This window comes from Neobacillus sp. CF12 (assembly GCF_030348765.1).
Lineage (GTDB): Bacteria > Bacillota > Bacilli > Bacillales > Cytobacillaceae > Neobacillus.
The window spans coordinates 1,752,128-1,766,726 of the sequence record NZ_JAUCEU010000007.1; the positions used below are offsets into that span (position 1 = coordinate 1,752,128).

A 14,599-nucleotide genomic window follows, 5' to 3' on the forward strand; every position below is an offset into this window, starting at 1 on the left:
GCTTTACCCCTCTATTTAATTAAAATCGCAGTGACAAGCAGCTTAATCCCCCGTCCTGTTTACGAAACTCTGACATCTCGAGTTCAATCGTTTGATAGCCTGCTTCATTAATTTTTTGTTTTGTTACAGGATAACCTGCAGGTATGATGACATAATCATTCACACGAATACAATTTGCAGCGTATTCTTCTTCAGGAGGAACAACTATTTTTTGATAGTTATTAAACTCCGGATGATCAATAAACTCCCCTGCGACAACAATCGTCTGATTACCTAAATAGGTAATACCTGTTTTTAAATGAAAGAATTTTTCCAACTCAATAATAGTACTTTTGTATCCTTCTAATTTTAAAATTGTTTTTAATTGCACGGCACCATCATGGTTAGTTCTGGCAGAAATTCCTATATAAAAATGATCTTCAATTTGCAGGATATCTCCCCCATCAAGCGTTCCCGGTGCCTTAATATAATAAATAGATTCATAGAAAGACTGGATTACAGGTTCCATTTCATGGATTTCTCCATTCCGTGAAAGTGCTCCTGGATTAGAGATGACAGCAAACTTTGGAGTCAGTACCGCTGTATCTTCTACAAAAGTTGAATCCGGAAACTCGATATTACTAGGGAGAATAGTTACCTCTGTTCCACATTTCTTTAACGCCTCAATATACGCTTGATGCTGATCCAATGCTTTTTCAAAAATAGGTCTTCCTAAATCGGAAGTGGTTAAGCCATTAATATAGCTTTCACTCGGTATTTTAACAATCGTATTATTAAACAAGGTCTTATCCTCCTTTTTTATACTCTTACTACTGGACATGTAAGACATGTTGGTCCCCCCGTTCCCAAATAAGATATTTCATTTCCTTCATATTCATAGACAGTTGCTCCCGCTTCAAGCAGGTGCCCCTTTGTTGACGGATTCCCCGAAACCATTACGCAGACTCTTGGTGCTAATGCAAGAACATTGCAGCCAAGCAGGTGGTACTCTTCATCAGGTACCTCTATTAATTGAAAGCCTCGCTTGATTAGCAGCTGCCGAAGGAATACCGGCATGAGTCTTGAATAAACTACTGCCAGATCTTCGTCTACAATACTAATAAATGACATAAGATGAAGACATTCTTCTTCCCCCTGGTCATGAGGCAATTGAACAACGATACATTCGTCAACCATATCCTTTGTCATTTCCTGGATCTGCCTGATGGCTTCATCATTCGTCCGATAACCGCGTCCAATCAATAATGTACGGTCATCGAGCCAGACGAGGTCTCCTCCATCAGCCATCGCATCCCCTGTTAGTTCTCCTACTATAGGAATGTTCTTTTCCAGTAAAAATTGTTTGTAAGCCTCAGCCTCAGGCTGGCGCAGCTTTTTCCCTGATTTTAAAATAATTGCCCCATTTTTCGTAAACTTCACAGGGTCGTGGGCATAAATCGAGTCTAATCCAACTGTCTCTGAAACAGGTAAAAATTCAATTTCAGCAACATGTTCTTTAATAATTGCATGGAACTTTTCAAATTCATTTTGTGCCTTTATGTAGTCCGGTTCATTGATGTAGTTAAACTTTTTCCATTCATTCCTTAAATGCTCTTGACTGATAAAAGCATGCTTAGGATGTTTTAAAATAACCTTGTTAAGATTTTTGTGCATCGAAGATAACAAGTTTCATCAAACCTCCTTTTTTCCGCATAGTGGAAAACATTTTCTTTTAATGGAAACTCTTACTATGATATTATAAAAAGTAGAAAAGCATGTCAATATATTTCGAATTTACTGATTAATTAATTTATAGGGGTTGATTAAAATGCAAACCATTGACCGTGCTATGCAAGTAATAAAAGTCTTATCGGAAAGTGATAGTAAAAAGTGGTTTTCAATTACAGACTTATCCAAGGAATGTGACTTGCCTGTCAGTACCATGCACCGTCTGCTACAATCCTTAATAAAGCACGGATTAATTCAGCAGGACCCGAACCTCAAACTTTATTCAATGGGGTATACTTGGCTTGAATATGGTTTACAGATGTATGATACCTTTGATTTTGTCGGGCTAATCCGCCCTGAAATGGAGAAATTAATGCATGAGGTAGAAGAAAGTGTTTATTTTAGTAAGCCCATAGGCTTAGAAGCTATCGTTGTGGAAAGAATCGATTGCCCACATAACCCAATCCGGATTTATGATCAACTGGGAATCAGAATCCCAATGAATATTGGGGCAGCAAACAAAGTCATGCTGGCACATATGCATAAGGACGAAGCAGGAAAAATCATCAATAGTTTAATTCCAAAAGATGAAAGGAAGTCCTTTTTGAATCTGCTAAATACAATTCGCCAAAAAGGCTATGGAGAGAGCCATGGAGAAAGAACAAAAGGTACCTCCGCTGTCGCAGCTCCAATATTTAATCACACCAACGAATTAATCGGTGCATTAAGCATTGGTTACGTAACCTTCAACCAAACAGACGAAAAACAACAGTTATTTATCGAAAAAGTTATCCAAACCGCAATGCGCATTTCTGTAAAACTTGGGAGTAAACTTAATATTTATTCAGAAAAAAGATATTAACAATGGGCAGGTCCTAAAAAAACACTCTTCCGATAATCGGAAAGAGTGTTTTTTGTTTCATTATGAATCCAGACTGAGAAATTAACAGTGTATTGCAAAAAGGTTTTAAGGACAAAACTAGATACGGAGAAAAGAAGCAATCAGCCGAAAAAACTGAAAAAGAAGAATCGATGGCGAAAGGGAAGAACGGGTGATTCAAGCAAGTGAAAATGGTATTCCAGGAGGAATCGTAATGACAAAGAAAGAGGTACTTAAATTACTAGTACTCATTGAATCGGTTTATTCCAACTGCATCCTCAAGGACGAGACGGTTTTGCAATGGTTCGAATCTTGTTCAGAAATGGACTTTGACAAGGTGATGGCGAAGTTGAAACATCACATACGAAAAAGCCCTTTTCCACCTGCGATTACTGACATTGCTGTATTTTCATATGAAGAAAATGATTTTCCAGATACATTACAAGAATGGATGAAGATAGGACGGGAGAGAATTGAACCCGAACATAACCATACCGAACGAATAATCATACCTGCCTGGCTTGCCGAATACTCGATAAGGAAAACTGTTTGAAAACCCCTAAACTAATTCAACTTCGTCGACTTATATTAATTTCATATTCAGATTTCTGATGTCTTGAAACGTATTTATTATTCGTTACCCAGAAACGCCAAGGATAATCTCTGGCTTCACCGGAGTTATCGATTCCAATCCTTTTTCCGACTGATATGCTTTCCCGAATAAACCCTTTGGCTATATATAAAGGTGGGAGCGTGAGTGAACTCCCATAGTCTTCCATTGAAATGCCCAATGATTTAGTCAGTTTTCCAGGACCGTTTGTTAGATTTTTCAGGTCATCAATACCTCTTCTGCTTTTCATAAGTTCGATCCCGTAACGAGGTTCCAACGCGCGGATCAAAACAGCCTCCGGTTTTTTTTCACCGCCGCTGACCACATTAAAAAGGCAATGTGTATGCATCAGATATGTATAGGAAAGGCCGGAACTTTGGAACATAACCTCAGTCCTTGCCGTCCGCCGGTTATTATAGCTATGTGCAGCCCTATCACCGGGACCTATGTATGCCTCTGTTTCTACAATATATCCTGCAGCCATTCCCTGAGGTGTTTCTTTTACAAGGAGACATCCTAGCAATGCCTTTGCTAGTTCAAGTGTGGGCTGTTCATAAAATTCCTGGGGTAGTGGAATGATTTCTTTAAGAAATTCTTGCAATTCTGATGCCTCCATTAAAGTGATTTAGATATGTTCGATTAATAAGTATCATTTTATCAGCTTTATCTATATACTATTTTCACCTTTAAAAAACTTAATAACAAATATTTTGGGAACGACTTGAGTTTTCCATTGTTATTAAAATAAAAAAGGACCATTTCCGAAAAAATGGTCCCATTAATATATTTTGCCCGTAATGACCTACTTGTTCTTAATTACTATAAAATTCCATCTCTGCTATATTTCCGTATCCACCATTTGGACTAACATAACGGATATAACGATAAGTTGTTTCGTTATTAATCTCTGTTACATTCCATCCAAGTTCCGGTGTGGAAGTTATCGTGTATAAATCCACAAACCCTTCGGTCGGTGAAGTGTTAGAACCTTGAATTTTCCCTCCGACCATTCTGCTTGTATATCCTGCACGTGGATAGTACCTCACTTCTTTTACCACCGTTTGGTTACCTTCTCCAAGGTCTAGTCCGGTATAGCCGCCATTTGCTTGACTATAATCATAGAATGTATTGATATTTCCATCAAATGCTTTATCAAATTCCCCACCTGGTGCCCACGGCGGATTTTTGCCAAATGGTGTTCCTGTTACCTGAACTAGTTGGTTCGTAATCGTAACGATTAATTCAACAACAACTCCAGATCCATCAGTTGCGATAGCGGTCACTTTCACTTGACCATTTTGCCCTTCCTTATTAGCAGACAACAACCCATTCGAGGAGATGTCAGCTAATTCTGTTGGTGAACCATCTAAATCATTAACGGACCATTGAACAGATTGGTTAGCATTAGCAGGTAGAACCTGTGCTTTCAACTGTAAGGTACCGCGATTGGTCGTGATAGATGTTTCTCCATTTAGGATAATTTCGGACACATCATTGAAAAGATTAATAGAATGTATCGAATCATCAAGCGAAATGGAATCATCAAATGTCACATTAGATAGCGTAATATTGGCTGTCAACTTTTCAGTTACTTTTGCTTTCATATTGATTTTAAACAATTCACTTACTTGTTTGAAGTGTCCAGGGGCACCTTCTACTAGAAGTTCCACCTCACCTAGTTGTGTAGACGGCACTGCAGTGACCTTAATTTTACTATCCAGTGATTCAACTGAGACAAACTCCATCACTTCGGATTCAAACGTAAGCTTCATCTCTAGAGAATGAACATTATCTACTACATTCGCAAGAGCATAAGTAAGACTGAAAGACTCATTAACTTCTACAGAATGCGGACCTTTTACTGATAAGGTTGTTTCAACTGTTTCTGTTGGAGCAATCTCAATCTTATCAATGTCCGGGGCATATTGTTCAAAATCTGGTGTCTGTGTATCGTTATAGAATCGAATTGTATTAGAACCTTTCTCTAACTCTACATCCAGAACAATGGAACGGAAATTTTCCCAGCTGTAGGTACTTCTAAAGTATGTTTTCTGAGCAGGATTATTATTTATACTGATTTTTGCATGCCTTTCCACAACATTGGCATTATAATCATGGTTACCTTTTTGTTCATTATTAGCATAATGAACAATAAGTTTATACTTTCCACTTTTTGGTACGACAATCTCGTTAAACTGAAGGTAATTGTCAGCACCTTTCCCGATAAAGCCTACATTTTTTTCGCCAGAAGCATATGAGTTGTCTTGGACTTTTGCTAAGCCAGCAACTGTGTTACCTGTATCTTCAGCTTCAATAATCTGGATCATTTCTTCTGTTTTCTTTGGGGCTGCTTTAATCTCGAGATAGTCAACATTTAGATTACCCTTACCATTCTTTAATTCTATTAAGTTGATACCTGCTTTTAGATATCGAATTTCAGAATGAGTTCTCCATTGATCTTCCGAGCCTGTTCTATCTAGTTTTAAATCCTTCACCTTGTTACGATCTACAAAAAGTTCTACGCTGCTATTTGCTTTATTGGTCGAGTATCTTAACTTAGTCTCATAGTAACCATTTTTCTCTACATTAACAACAAACATAACCCCTGATTTGTCATCATCGGAAAAATTCAAATAACCTGTACCACTATAATTATTGTGCTGTGTGCTTACTGCAGTTTCTCCATATATGTCTGCGTATTCCGCCTCATACCGGTCAACTTTAGGAACTACTTCACCTTGATAACTACCAACACGAGTAAGGTCAATCCTATCAAGAAGAGCTACCCTTGTTAGATGACCATCTTGCATAACTGGCATTCCAGAGAATGTTAGCGTGTGTTCCCCAGCTTTTAGATCGAGCAAAACTTTCTTCATTCCAATAAATTTAAATCCAATATTCGCCGGATATACAATTTCGGTTGCCTCACCGTTATCAACCTTAAGCGAGTGCTTCGCTGTTTTCCGTCTATCTGCAATCGCAGGTTCAGGGCCAAGCGGACCGTTTCCATAGAATACATCCATCGAGTATTTTCCGTCTTCTGGAACACTGACGATAAATTTCACTTTGCTATTTTCATCATCAATGCCTCCAACCTGTTTACCTCCAGATGTTGGCCATTCGATATAGGCACTACTGTTTTCTAAATCGTAAACAGTTGCTTTACCGCTAAGTTCAGCGTTTTCTGCTTCGTAGATTTTTTTCCATGATTGTTTTGGATACGTCGTTTTTGCTGTTGCTGGAGTCACAATGGCTTTGTACGCTGACATATTGTGCATATCTGAAACTGGAACTACGACTTTCCCTTCTACGACAGGATAGTCCTTTTCATGTACGACTACTGGATTGCCAGCAGCACCATCAAAACCAGTCCAAGCACTTTCCCAAACGGTAACATGTACTGTATCGCCAAATTCCTTATGACCATTTATTCCTTTTAACACAAGATCCGCACTTCCATTTGCGCCACCAAATACCACTTGTGCCTTTTTTTTGGATTTATTAATGGTTGCTATTCCTTCCAGTCCCATGGCATTTACGTTTGGAGGTGTTACCTGAACAGTTTGTTGTCCTTTCATCTCTGCTGTCCACTTATACAGCCACCAAGCTCCGTTTACTTTGTTATTTTCAACTACTAAATCGTTTAAATTGTCAGCCATATGCCAATATGGCAGGGCTCCGTAGACTTTACTTCTTTCGAATTTTGCGAGGAACTGCAAAAGGATGCCCTGATTTGATGGATCTCTAGGACGAGCATATTCATTAATATTTATTTCAAGTGGCCCAAATCCTAACTCTTTTTCGATCGAACGATAGTCATCATATCTAGAATTCCAACCAGAGAAGAAATTATCGCCTAATTCATGCCATGTTACGATATCCGGTAACACATTATTTTCTTTAGCAAACTTGAAGAAATTACGATAAACATTACTGTTATAACTAGCGAAATTTGGTCCTGCAATACGCGCATTTGGATGCAGCGATTTTATTTTCTCAACGACTGTTTTCCAGTCTGAAAAGAACCGTTGTTGTGTCTGGGTACTCATACCGCCATACCATATATGATCTGGTTCATTGAAAGGGACATACACAAAGGTATCTTTGTTTGGGTGCTCTACCACTTTCTTTACAATCGTTTCTACTTTATTCAGATAATCCGGAATACCAGTAAATTCGTACGGCCAATTTTCATAAATATCCTGTACATAAATTTGGATCTGCTCACCACCGGCTTCAAGGAAATAGTCTGAAACCTTTAATGCATCACCATTAGGGTGTTGCAAACCATCTGGGGCTTTTTGCACTGTTGCATATGGTTTAAGTGGAATAATCGTGTTAATATCAGGGACATTTGGTTCGCTCATCCCATATAAGAATCCGGCTCCTCCGTTTAACATTTCTCCTTTTTCTACAGATAAATCAACTTCTAGCTGTGGATTTGTGGCAGCAGATGTCTTTTCAGGAGAAAAGCTAAATCCGCTGCCTGTTAAGGCTGCACATAAAAGACAGGCAAAGATTTTTTTAATCATAATTTTGTCTCCTTTTATTCAATTTTTTTACAATCCCTTATCGTACTCCACGGTGAAATAACTAGATGGTTTTATATCAAATTTTAACTTCTGAAATTAGCAAACTATTGCTTTAAGTGAACCTCAAATAATCTTGCAGCATTCATTTTAGGGATAACAACCGTTAAGGTTCCATTATTTTTATTCCATTGGTAGTTGGCATCCCCTTTTGATGGGTATGCTAGTTTTACATCTACTTCCTTATCAACCAAATGCTTTAATGGGATCGAATAGTCATCCTTACTAGAATCTAATCTCCACACCGCCAGATAATTTTTGTCCTTATTTCTTAAGCCAAAACTCATCCAAGAATCCCCTAGATTTGGTATACCTGTAGGCCAAATAGGGTTGGCAGCAGCTATATATTGGCGAATGGTTTTATAGTAATCAATTGCTTCTTTAACTAATAGAAAGCGATCATGACTTATTTCGGAGAGATGCCCGCTTTGATGGATGCGAAGCAGTAAACTATTAACCATATTAAAAATAACTTCCTCGTCATCTCCCTCATTTAAAGGATATGACCAAACTGCACATTGTTCCGGTGTCACAAGGGAGGCGGCGGCGGCGGCAATCGCACCATTTTTTAGATAATCCGTTTGATCGCTGCTTGATTGGATACTATGACGGCTTAATAAACTATAATCCATTCGCATACCACCACTGCTACAATTTTCTATTACCAAATCAGGATATTTTGCAAAAATTCCATCAAGCCAATTTAAATATGCTAGATTATGTTCTAGTAACCCATCACCAATCGAATCCGCATTATACTCTGTTCCCACACCAGCATTAATGTTATAGTCCATTTTGATGTAACCAACACCATACTGATTTACTAATCTATCAATTACACTATTTGCGAAATCTATTACATTTGGATTTCGGTAGTCTAATTGATACCGAGAATGATCTATAACTCTCTTATCGTGACGTAAGAAAAACCAATCATCCGGAACGTTATTCGCAAGCTGACAATTCACACCCATTACTTCCAATTCCAACCAAAGTCCAGGTACCATTCCTTTGCTTCGAATGTAGTCTAAGACTTCCGTAATTCCGTTTGGAAAACGCTCTTTAGAAGGAATCCACTCACCTACACCATCCCACCAGTAGCCATCAGAATACCAGCCACAATCAACACAAAAATACTCACAGCCTGCTTCTGCCGCTGCATCAATTAGAGGCAGCAGCTTTTCAGTCGTTGGATCGCCGAGTAAACAATTCATATAATCATTAAATATGACGGGCAATTTTTTATTGTCTTCATTTACTCGTCTAATTCTTCTTCGATAATTAGTAATATCTGTTATTGCTTGCTCGAATCCCCCATTAATTGCACCCACAGCAACGGGCACAGAAACAAATTTTTGCCCTGGTTTCAATTCTTTCCACCATTGACTCTCATTTTCAGTAGGGCCACTTAACTGCAGATAAAGAGAATCAGCAATATCACTAATTTCCCAGTGCCAAGAACCGTGATGTTCTATTTGCCAGATTAACCCTGAACCTGTTTCAAGATTCTCAATAAAACCAGTTGGAGCATACTCAGAGGTAGACCACGTTCCTGTACTTGAATAAGACAAGCGCTTCATAGAAAACTCATTAACTGTATATAATCCTAAATCTGGTAAAGTGTATTTTTTCCATTGGGCTTCCCCATACCAAGTATTGTGAGGAATATGGAGTCTCATTTTCGCTTCCCTATTGGTCAGACCTTCTTTATCAATTCCTGTATAAGCAAAGGAAGATACGTATTCAATTCCAACAGGTTCTTCGCCCTTATGTACGATTTCTGTCCATGACCTAACAATCGGAATTCCATTATAAAACTGAATGTTAGAGAAGACACCTACATTCGTTTCTTCATCTAGTAATTCAAAAACCAATTTACGGCCAAAAGAATTTGTCGTATCATTCAATGATTGGAACTTTAAACGAGAGCCAGGATTCGTGCCAGTATGCTTAGAGCCGTGGTGATCATTTTGATTCTCGCCTGAAAAATGAACTTCAACTAGGCGGTGCTTACTTCTTTTCCTATCATCCCAATTTATATAGTCATTTGAAGGACAGGTTGAAAAGTGAAGGAACCTAACGTCCTTATCTTGCGTTACTTCAAAAATAAGGTAAATTCCATTTTCTTTTATACTAATAATTTTTGCGATTTTTTCGATTACTTCTGACATATCTATCCTCCGTCCTTTTATCCCTTAACAGATCCAGCAGTCATACCTTCAATTAAGAATTTTTGTAAATAGATAAACAAGATTACAACTGGAAGTACTGCAAGGACTGATGCTGACATAATACTACCCCAATCAGTTGTGTAAAGACCTTTGAATAAAGTTATTCCGGGGGTTAAAGTTCGGTGTGCCTCATCATTAATAAATACATATCCAAACATAAATTCGTTCCAAGCATTTACAAATGCAAATAGTGCAGTTGCAACCAGACTAGGAATTGAAATTGGCAGGATGATTTGGTAAATAATTCTCAAACGGGAGCACCCGTCGATTTCAGCCGCTTCCTCTAATTCATATGGGATTGAATCAATGAATCCTTTTAACATAAATGTACATAGCGGAACCATAAAGGTAGTATAGGCCAATATCATAGCTGCATAAGTGTCCAATAATCCTAGCCTCTGCATGAGAATATATAGAGGAATTAATAATAGTACCCCTGGTATCATTTGCGATAATAACATCGTAACGTTTACTATTTTGATACCTTTAAACCTTTGAAACCTGCTTAAAGCATATCCGGCAAAAATAGAAACAAGCATTGAAATAATGGTTGTAGTTATCGCTACAATTAGACTGTTTACAAAGAAAGTGATAAATTGCGTATTTACCAAAACATTTTCAAAATGCGAGAATGTTGGATTTTCAATAAAGAAACTAGGATTACTCGTCCTGATTTGATCTGTTGGTTTTAAGGAGGTTACCAACATCCATAAAAATGGAAAGACACAAAAAATTGCGAAAAAGACAAGTACTATATAGGTAATAATTTTACTGACTAATCTCCCATTTTTACTAAGTAACATATTTTCACCCCATTTTCGATCTGTTAGGCTCTATTCTTCTTAGCGTTATAATAATAATTCACAACAAATATCGTTAACATGAATCCAATCATCATCGATGCTAACGCTGAGGCTGAGCCAACATCGTATTCTTGCATTGCATATCGGTAAATCATAATTGGCAGCGTTTCAGTTGAATTCAATGGTCCGCCTTCTGTCATTACCCAAATAAAATCAAAATTGATTGATGTCCAAATAAGGTGAATAAATACTAATACAAATGCAACAGGTTTTAATTGAGGTAAAACGATTTTAAAGAATCGCTTAAAAACACCAGCGCCATCAATTGCAGCTGCTTCTAATAAATCTCTAGGAATTGATTGCAATGCCGCAAGGAAACAAATCGTATAATAAGGAAAACTCCTCCATATATTCACAAATGTTACAGTTAATAATGCTGTATCCATTTCCCCTAACCAAAAATAAGAGCTATCGAGAATCCCTAACTTTATTAGAATAAAATTAATAATTCCATAATCAGGAGTTAACATCCAAGTCCATGTCATACCGGCTATAACAATCGGTACAACCCAGGGGATAATAATAAACCCTCGAAAAATGGCCCTTCCCTTAATTTGTTGGTTTAAAGCAATCGCAGAAATTAACCCCAAAATAAATTCACCCGCTACAGATAGCAACGTCCAAATGGCAGTATTGGAAAGAATTTTGGTGAAATTTTCATCACGGACCACAGTTTTATAATTTTCTAGGCCGGAAAAAGAGGACTGAGCTGCATTGAGGAGGTTTTTAAAATGAAAGCTGTCCCAGACAACATTTATTAACGGGAAAGCAATTAATAAGAGAAAAAATAATATTGCTGGGAATACAAAGATGAAGGCATGAAACTTATCCCTATTTCCCTTTGTCATCCTTAATTTTCTTTTTGCTTCATAACCTTGAAGTCTGCTATTAACTTGTCGAGATTCTAATTTCAAGATGATTTACCTCCATCTCTCACAACTAAGACTTTATATTTGACTAGAAGAAATAGCCTTAGAACGTATTATTTATGTAAAGAGCAAGCATTGTACGCGGTTTGGACAATACTTGCTCAATAAGGACTAATTACTTTTTACTACTAAGATCACCGGACTTTTTTAAACTATCATTAATAGCATCGGATAACCATTCAGCCACTTTTTTCGGATCTTCGTTTTGGAGTAATGATTTAGCCAGAGCATCCTCCATATTCTTTGTAACTCCGCCAAGTGAAATCTCAGGATAGGTAATTCCTGTTTCTGCTAATTCGGTAAATCCTTTCCCCCACTGACTGTCACTAATTACATCTGAGCGTGGTGAGTTCGTAGGTCGGATATTACTCTGCCACTCCTCTGATAAAATGTAACTAGCAAATTCCCATGTCTCTTCAGGGTGTTCACTATCCTTAAATAAATATAACGGGCTAATTTCAAGGAAAGTTGCAGGTGTTTTAATGTATGGAGGAGCAGCTACTTTCACATCTTTCATTTCTTCTGGATTTTCTTTTTCACGATCTTGAATCCACGGTCCATTTACGACCATTGCATATTTACCAATGGCGAAATTTGTATCTTCTTCCTCCCAACCCCAAGCCTTAGAATCTGCAGGAATTACCCCTTTGTCCAACAAGTCCTGATAATACTTGAATACTTCTGCAGCCCTCTCAAGTTGTTCTGTATTATCCTTCCAGGTATTTTTGTATTTACCATCACTCATTTTTTCTGCAATTACTAAATCATTTGAAGCTAAATAAGCCAGTAACTCTTGCGGTGAGCGAACTCCTGCACCCGCAATACCAAAAGCTTCTTTTCCAGTTGCCTCTTTTATTTCATCTGCCACATCAATAAGTTCGTCAAAAGTTGTAGGCGGTGAATCTATTCCAGCAGCTTTTAACATATCCTCATGATACAAAAGAGCACGGATCCCTAAATATTGTGGTAAAGCTGTAATCTTTCCATCGTATGTTAATGCCTCCATAACATTAGGATAAATAGTGTCTTTATCAGACCATTTATCTACGTAAGGAGTTAAATCTTGCAATGCACCCATTTTGTTAAATTCTCCAAACCATTCACTTAAGCCCCAGCTTAAATCTGGAGCATTTCCAGCACTGATTGATGCAACTAATTTATCATGCAGGGCATCGAATGTAATAATTTGGGTATTAATCTTAATATTTGGATGTTCTTCTTCAAACTTCTTGATTTGTTCTTTTGTTTTACGTTCTTCTTCCGATCCTGGTGCCCATGCTGCCCAATAGTCAATGGTTACTTGTTTCTTTCCATCTTTTGTCGTTGAAGTATTTTCTGTTTTATTACAACCAGACAAGAAAGTTGATAAAGCTATTATGAATATAAATAAAATTGTTAGATACTTTTTCTTTGTCATGAACTCCACTCCTTAATAGTTTCATAGATTATTTACTAATACAAAACATACATTATGGAAGCGCTAACTATTATACTTAAAAAATATAGCAAAAGAGCATGATACTTTTTCCATTCCAACCACACGTGAAGATATGTATGAAATGAAATTACATAAACCACCACCTTCGCATTTAATTACTTTCATCAAAGCTGCTAGTAAACTACTTCATCCAATGTGAGTTATCTAGAGAGAGTACATGGAGTACTATCTCGAATTATTAATTTCGTCGGAACGGTAACCTTTAAAGGTAATTTTCTTCCATTAATACGTTCAATTAGAAGTTTAACTCCTATTTGCCCCATTTCTTTTGTATACACTTTTATCGTTGTTAATGGTGTACTTGTGTAACTCGCCATTTCAATGTCATCAAAACTTACAATTGCTATATCATTAGGAACTGATAGATTTGCCTCTTGAATTGCTTTTAATGCCCCTATCGCCATTGGATCACTCGATACAAAAAAAGCATCTGGGTAATCATTTTGTTGAAGAGCTTTCTTCATTAATTCATATCCTTGGGACATCGTATACTCACCTACAAATATGTAGTTAGGATTAAATAGTCCATTTTTTCTCAATACAGCCTCATAGGTGGTTAGGCGTTTATCCTCGATGCTGACAGTTTCCGTATTTGAATATTCAATATCAACTCCACCAATATATCCAATCCGGCTGTAGCCTATATCCAATAAGTGCTGCAAAGCGGTTTTCGTAGACTTAACAAAATCTATTACAACTGAGTCATAAAGATCTTCATTGGGAGAATGGTGAATATAAACAACATTTTCAATATGCTCACTAACGGTTTTCAAAGCTTTCTCACTGATTTTCCCAACAATTATCAAACCACCTAAGTCTCGTATTAGGTGATTCGTCCCTACGTCATTCCACCGAAACATGAAAGTAGAGGTAATTCCTTGGTTCTGTAATTCTTCCTCGACCCCTTGTCGAATGGTTAAGAAGTATGGGTCAGCAACTTCTTCTTCTAATGTTTTACTTAGTAGAATACCAACACTCAAATCCTTTTGGTTAGATTCTTGATGCTGTTCAACTCTTCGTTCCAAAACAGTTTTATAGCCTAAATTCTTTGCAGTCTGCAATATCCTTTCCCTTGTTTCTTCTAAAACAGTAATGGTTTGATCATTATTTAAAACCCTAGACACAGTAGCAGGGGATACTTGTGACAAAGCTGCTATTTCTTTAATCGTTGCCATCTTAACATTACCTCACTAGTAAATTTTTTACCGCACATCTCTGAATGTTTTACCATTTTATAACTTATCTGCATGTTATCATCATTTTTAAGCGTTTTCAAGGGTTATTTTTATAAT

Annotated in this window: 11 protein-coding genes; 2 read left to right on the top strand and 9 right to left on the bottom strand. The window is 37.3% G+C overall.

Annotation, left to right across the window (positions count from 1 at the left end; translation table 11 throughout):
• Nucleotides 1-19 precede the first annotated feature (19 nt).
• Together QUG14_RS08385 and QUG14_RS08390 are read right to left on the bottom strand one after the other, a co-directional pair.
• Nucleotides 20-820 carry a dimethylarginine dimethylaminohydrolase family protein gene (locus QUG14_RS08385; RefSeq protein ID WP_483310798.1) on the bottom strand — a complete coding sequence of 267 codons (801 nt, stop codon included), beginning with the start codon at nt 818-820 and terminating at the stop codon, nt 20-22.
• Nucleotides 799-1,653, bottom strand: a complete 855-nt coding sequence (locus tag QUG14_RS08390; protein WP_289344106.1) for a dimethylarginine dimethylaminohydrolase family protein — start codon at nt 1,651-1,653, stop codon at nt 799-801. Before QUG14_RS08390 ends, QUG14_RS08385 begins: the two co-directional genes overlap by 22 nt.
• A 154-nt stretch (nt 1,654-1,807) precedes the next feature.
• On the opposite strand from QUG14_RS08390, the gene QUG14_RS08395 reads away from it, so the two are divergent.
• Nucleotides 1,808-2,569: an IclR family transcriptional regulator gene (locus tag QUG14_RS08395; protein WP_289340055.1), complete on the top strand. Its 762-nt coding sequence runs from the start codon at nt 1,808-1,810 to the stop codon at nt 2,567-2,569.
• 232 nt (nt 2,570-2,801) lie between these two features.
• Nucleotides 2,802-3,140 (top strand): hypothetical protein, encoded by a 339-nt coding sequence (locus QUG14_RS08400; protein WP_289340056.1) that lies wholly within the window; start codon nt 2,802-2,804, stop codon nt 3,138-3,140.
• A gap of 16 nt (nt 3,141-3,156) precedes the next feature.
• Here QUG14_RS08400 and QUG14_RS08405 read toward each other — a convergent pair whose 3' ends face one another.
• The 7 genes from QUG14_RS08405 to QUG14_RS08435 all read right to left on the bottom strand — a co-directional run bounded on the left by QUG14_RS08405 (nt 3,157) and on the right by QUG14_RS08435 (nt 14,482).
• Complete coding sequence (locus tag QUG14_RS08405) at nt 3,157-3,798, bottom strand: DNA-3-methyladenine glycosylase (RefSeq protein WP_289340057.1); 642 nt, start codon at nt 3,796-3,798, stop codon at nt 3,157-3,159.
• Between the two features lie 211 nt (nt 3,799-4,009).
• Entirely contained in the window at nt 4,010-7,729 is a 3,720-nt protein-coding gene (locus QUG14_RS08410) for a CBM35 domain-containing protein (RefSeq protein ID WP_289340058.1), read from the bottom strand.
• Between the two features lie 104 nt (nt 7,730-7,833).
• Complete coding sequence (locus tag QUG14_RS08415) at nt 7,834-9,957, bottom strand: glycoside hydrolase family 36 protein (RefSeq protein WP_289340059.1); 2,124 nt, start codon at nt 9,955-9,957, stop codon at nt 7,834-7,836.
• A 17-nt stretch (nt 9,958-9,974) separates the two neighbouring features.
• On the bottom strand, nt 9,975-10,820 hold the full coding sequence (locus tag QUG14_RS08420) for a carbohydrate ABC transporter permease (RefSeq protein ID WP_289340060.1): 846 nt from the start codon (nt 10,818-10,820) through the stop codon (nt 9,975-9,977).
• A 23-nt stretch (nt 10,821-10,843) separates the two neighbouring features.
• Nucleotides 10,844-11,794, bottom strand: coding sequence for a carbohydrate ABC transporter permease (locus QUG14_RS08425; RefSeq protein ID WP_289340061.1), 951 nt, complete (start codon nt 11,792-11,794; stop codon nt 10,844-10,846).
• Nucleotides 11,795-11,924: 130 nt separating this feature from the next.
• Nucleotides 11,925-13,226 carry an ABC transporter substrate-binding protein gene (locus QUG14_RS08430; protein WP_289340062.1) on the bottom strand — a complete coding sequence of 434 codons (1,302 nt, stop codon included), beginning with the start codon at nt 13,224-13,226 and terminating at the stop codon, nt 11,925-11,927.
• A 221-nt stretch (nt 13,227-13,447) separates the two neighbouring features.
• Nucleotides 13,448-14,482 carry a LacI family DNA-binding transcriptional regulator gene (locus tag QUG14_RS08435; protein WP_289340063.1) on the bottom strand — a complete coding sequence of 345 codons (1,035 nt, stop codon included), beginning with the start codon at nt 14,480-14,482 and terminating at the stop codon, nt 13,448-13,450.
• Nucleotides 14,483-14,599: the final 117 nt, after the last annotated feature.

Excerpts from the sequence above, each read along its gene's own strand:
- QUG14_RS08385 (WP_483310798.1), bottom strand. The coding sequence starts at position 820 with ATGTCCAGTAGTAAGAGTATAAAAAAGGAGGATAAGACCTTGTTTAAT.
- QUG14_RS08390 (WP_289344106.1), bottom strand. The coding sequence starts at position 1,653 with ATGCACAAAAATCTTAACAAGGTTATTTTAAAACATCCTAAGCATGCT.
- QUG14_RS08395 (WP_289340055.1), top strand. The coding sequence starts at position 1,808 with ATGCAAACCATTGACCGTGCTATGCAAGTAATAAAAGTCTTATCGGAA.
- QUG14_RS08400 (WP_289340056.1), top strand. The coding sequence starts at position 2,802 with ATGACAAAGAAAGAGGTACTTAAATTACTAGTACTCATTGAATCGGTT.
- QUG14_RS08410 (WP_289340058.1), bottom strand. The coding sequence starts at position 7,729 with ATGATTAAAAAAATCTTTGCCTGTCTTTTATGTGCAGCCTTAACAGGC.
- QUG14_RS08415 (WP_289340059.1), bottom strand. The coding sequence starts at position 9,957 with ATGTCAGAAGTAATCGAAAAAATCGCAAAAATTATTAGTATAAAAGAA.
- QUG14_RS08420 (WP_289340060.1), bottom strand. The coding sequence starts at position 10,820 with ATGTTACTTAGTAAAAATGGGAGATTAGTCAGTAAAATTATTACCTAT.
- QUG14_RS08430 (WP_289340062.1), bottom strand. The coding sequence starts at position 13,226 with ATGACAAAGAAAAAGTATCTAACAATTTTATTTATATTCATAATAGCT.
- QUG14_RS08435 (WP_289340063.1), bottom strand. The coding sequence starts at position 14,482 with ATGGCAACGATTAAAGAAATAGCAGCTTTGTCACAAGTATCCCCTGCT.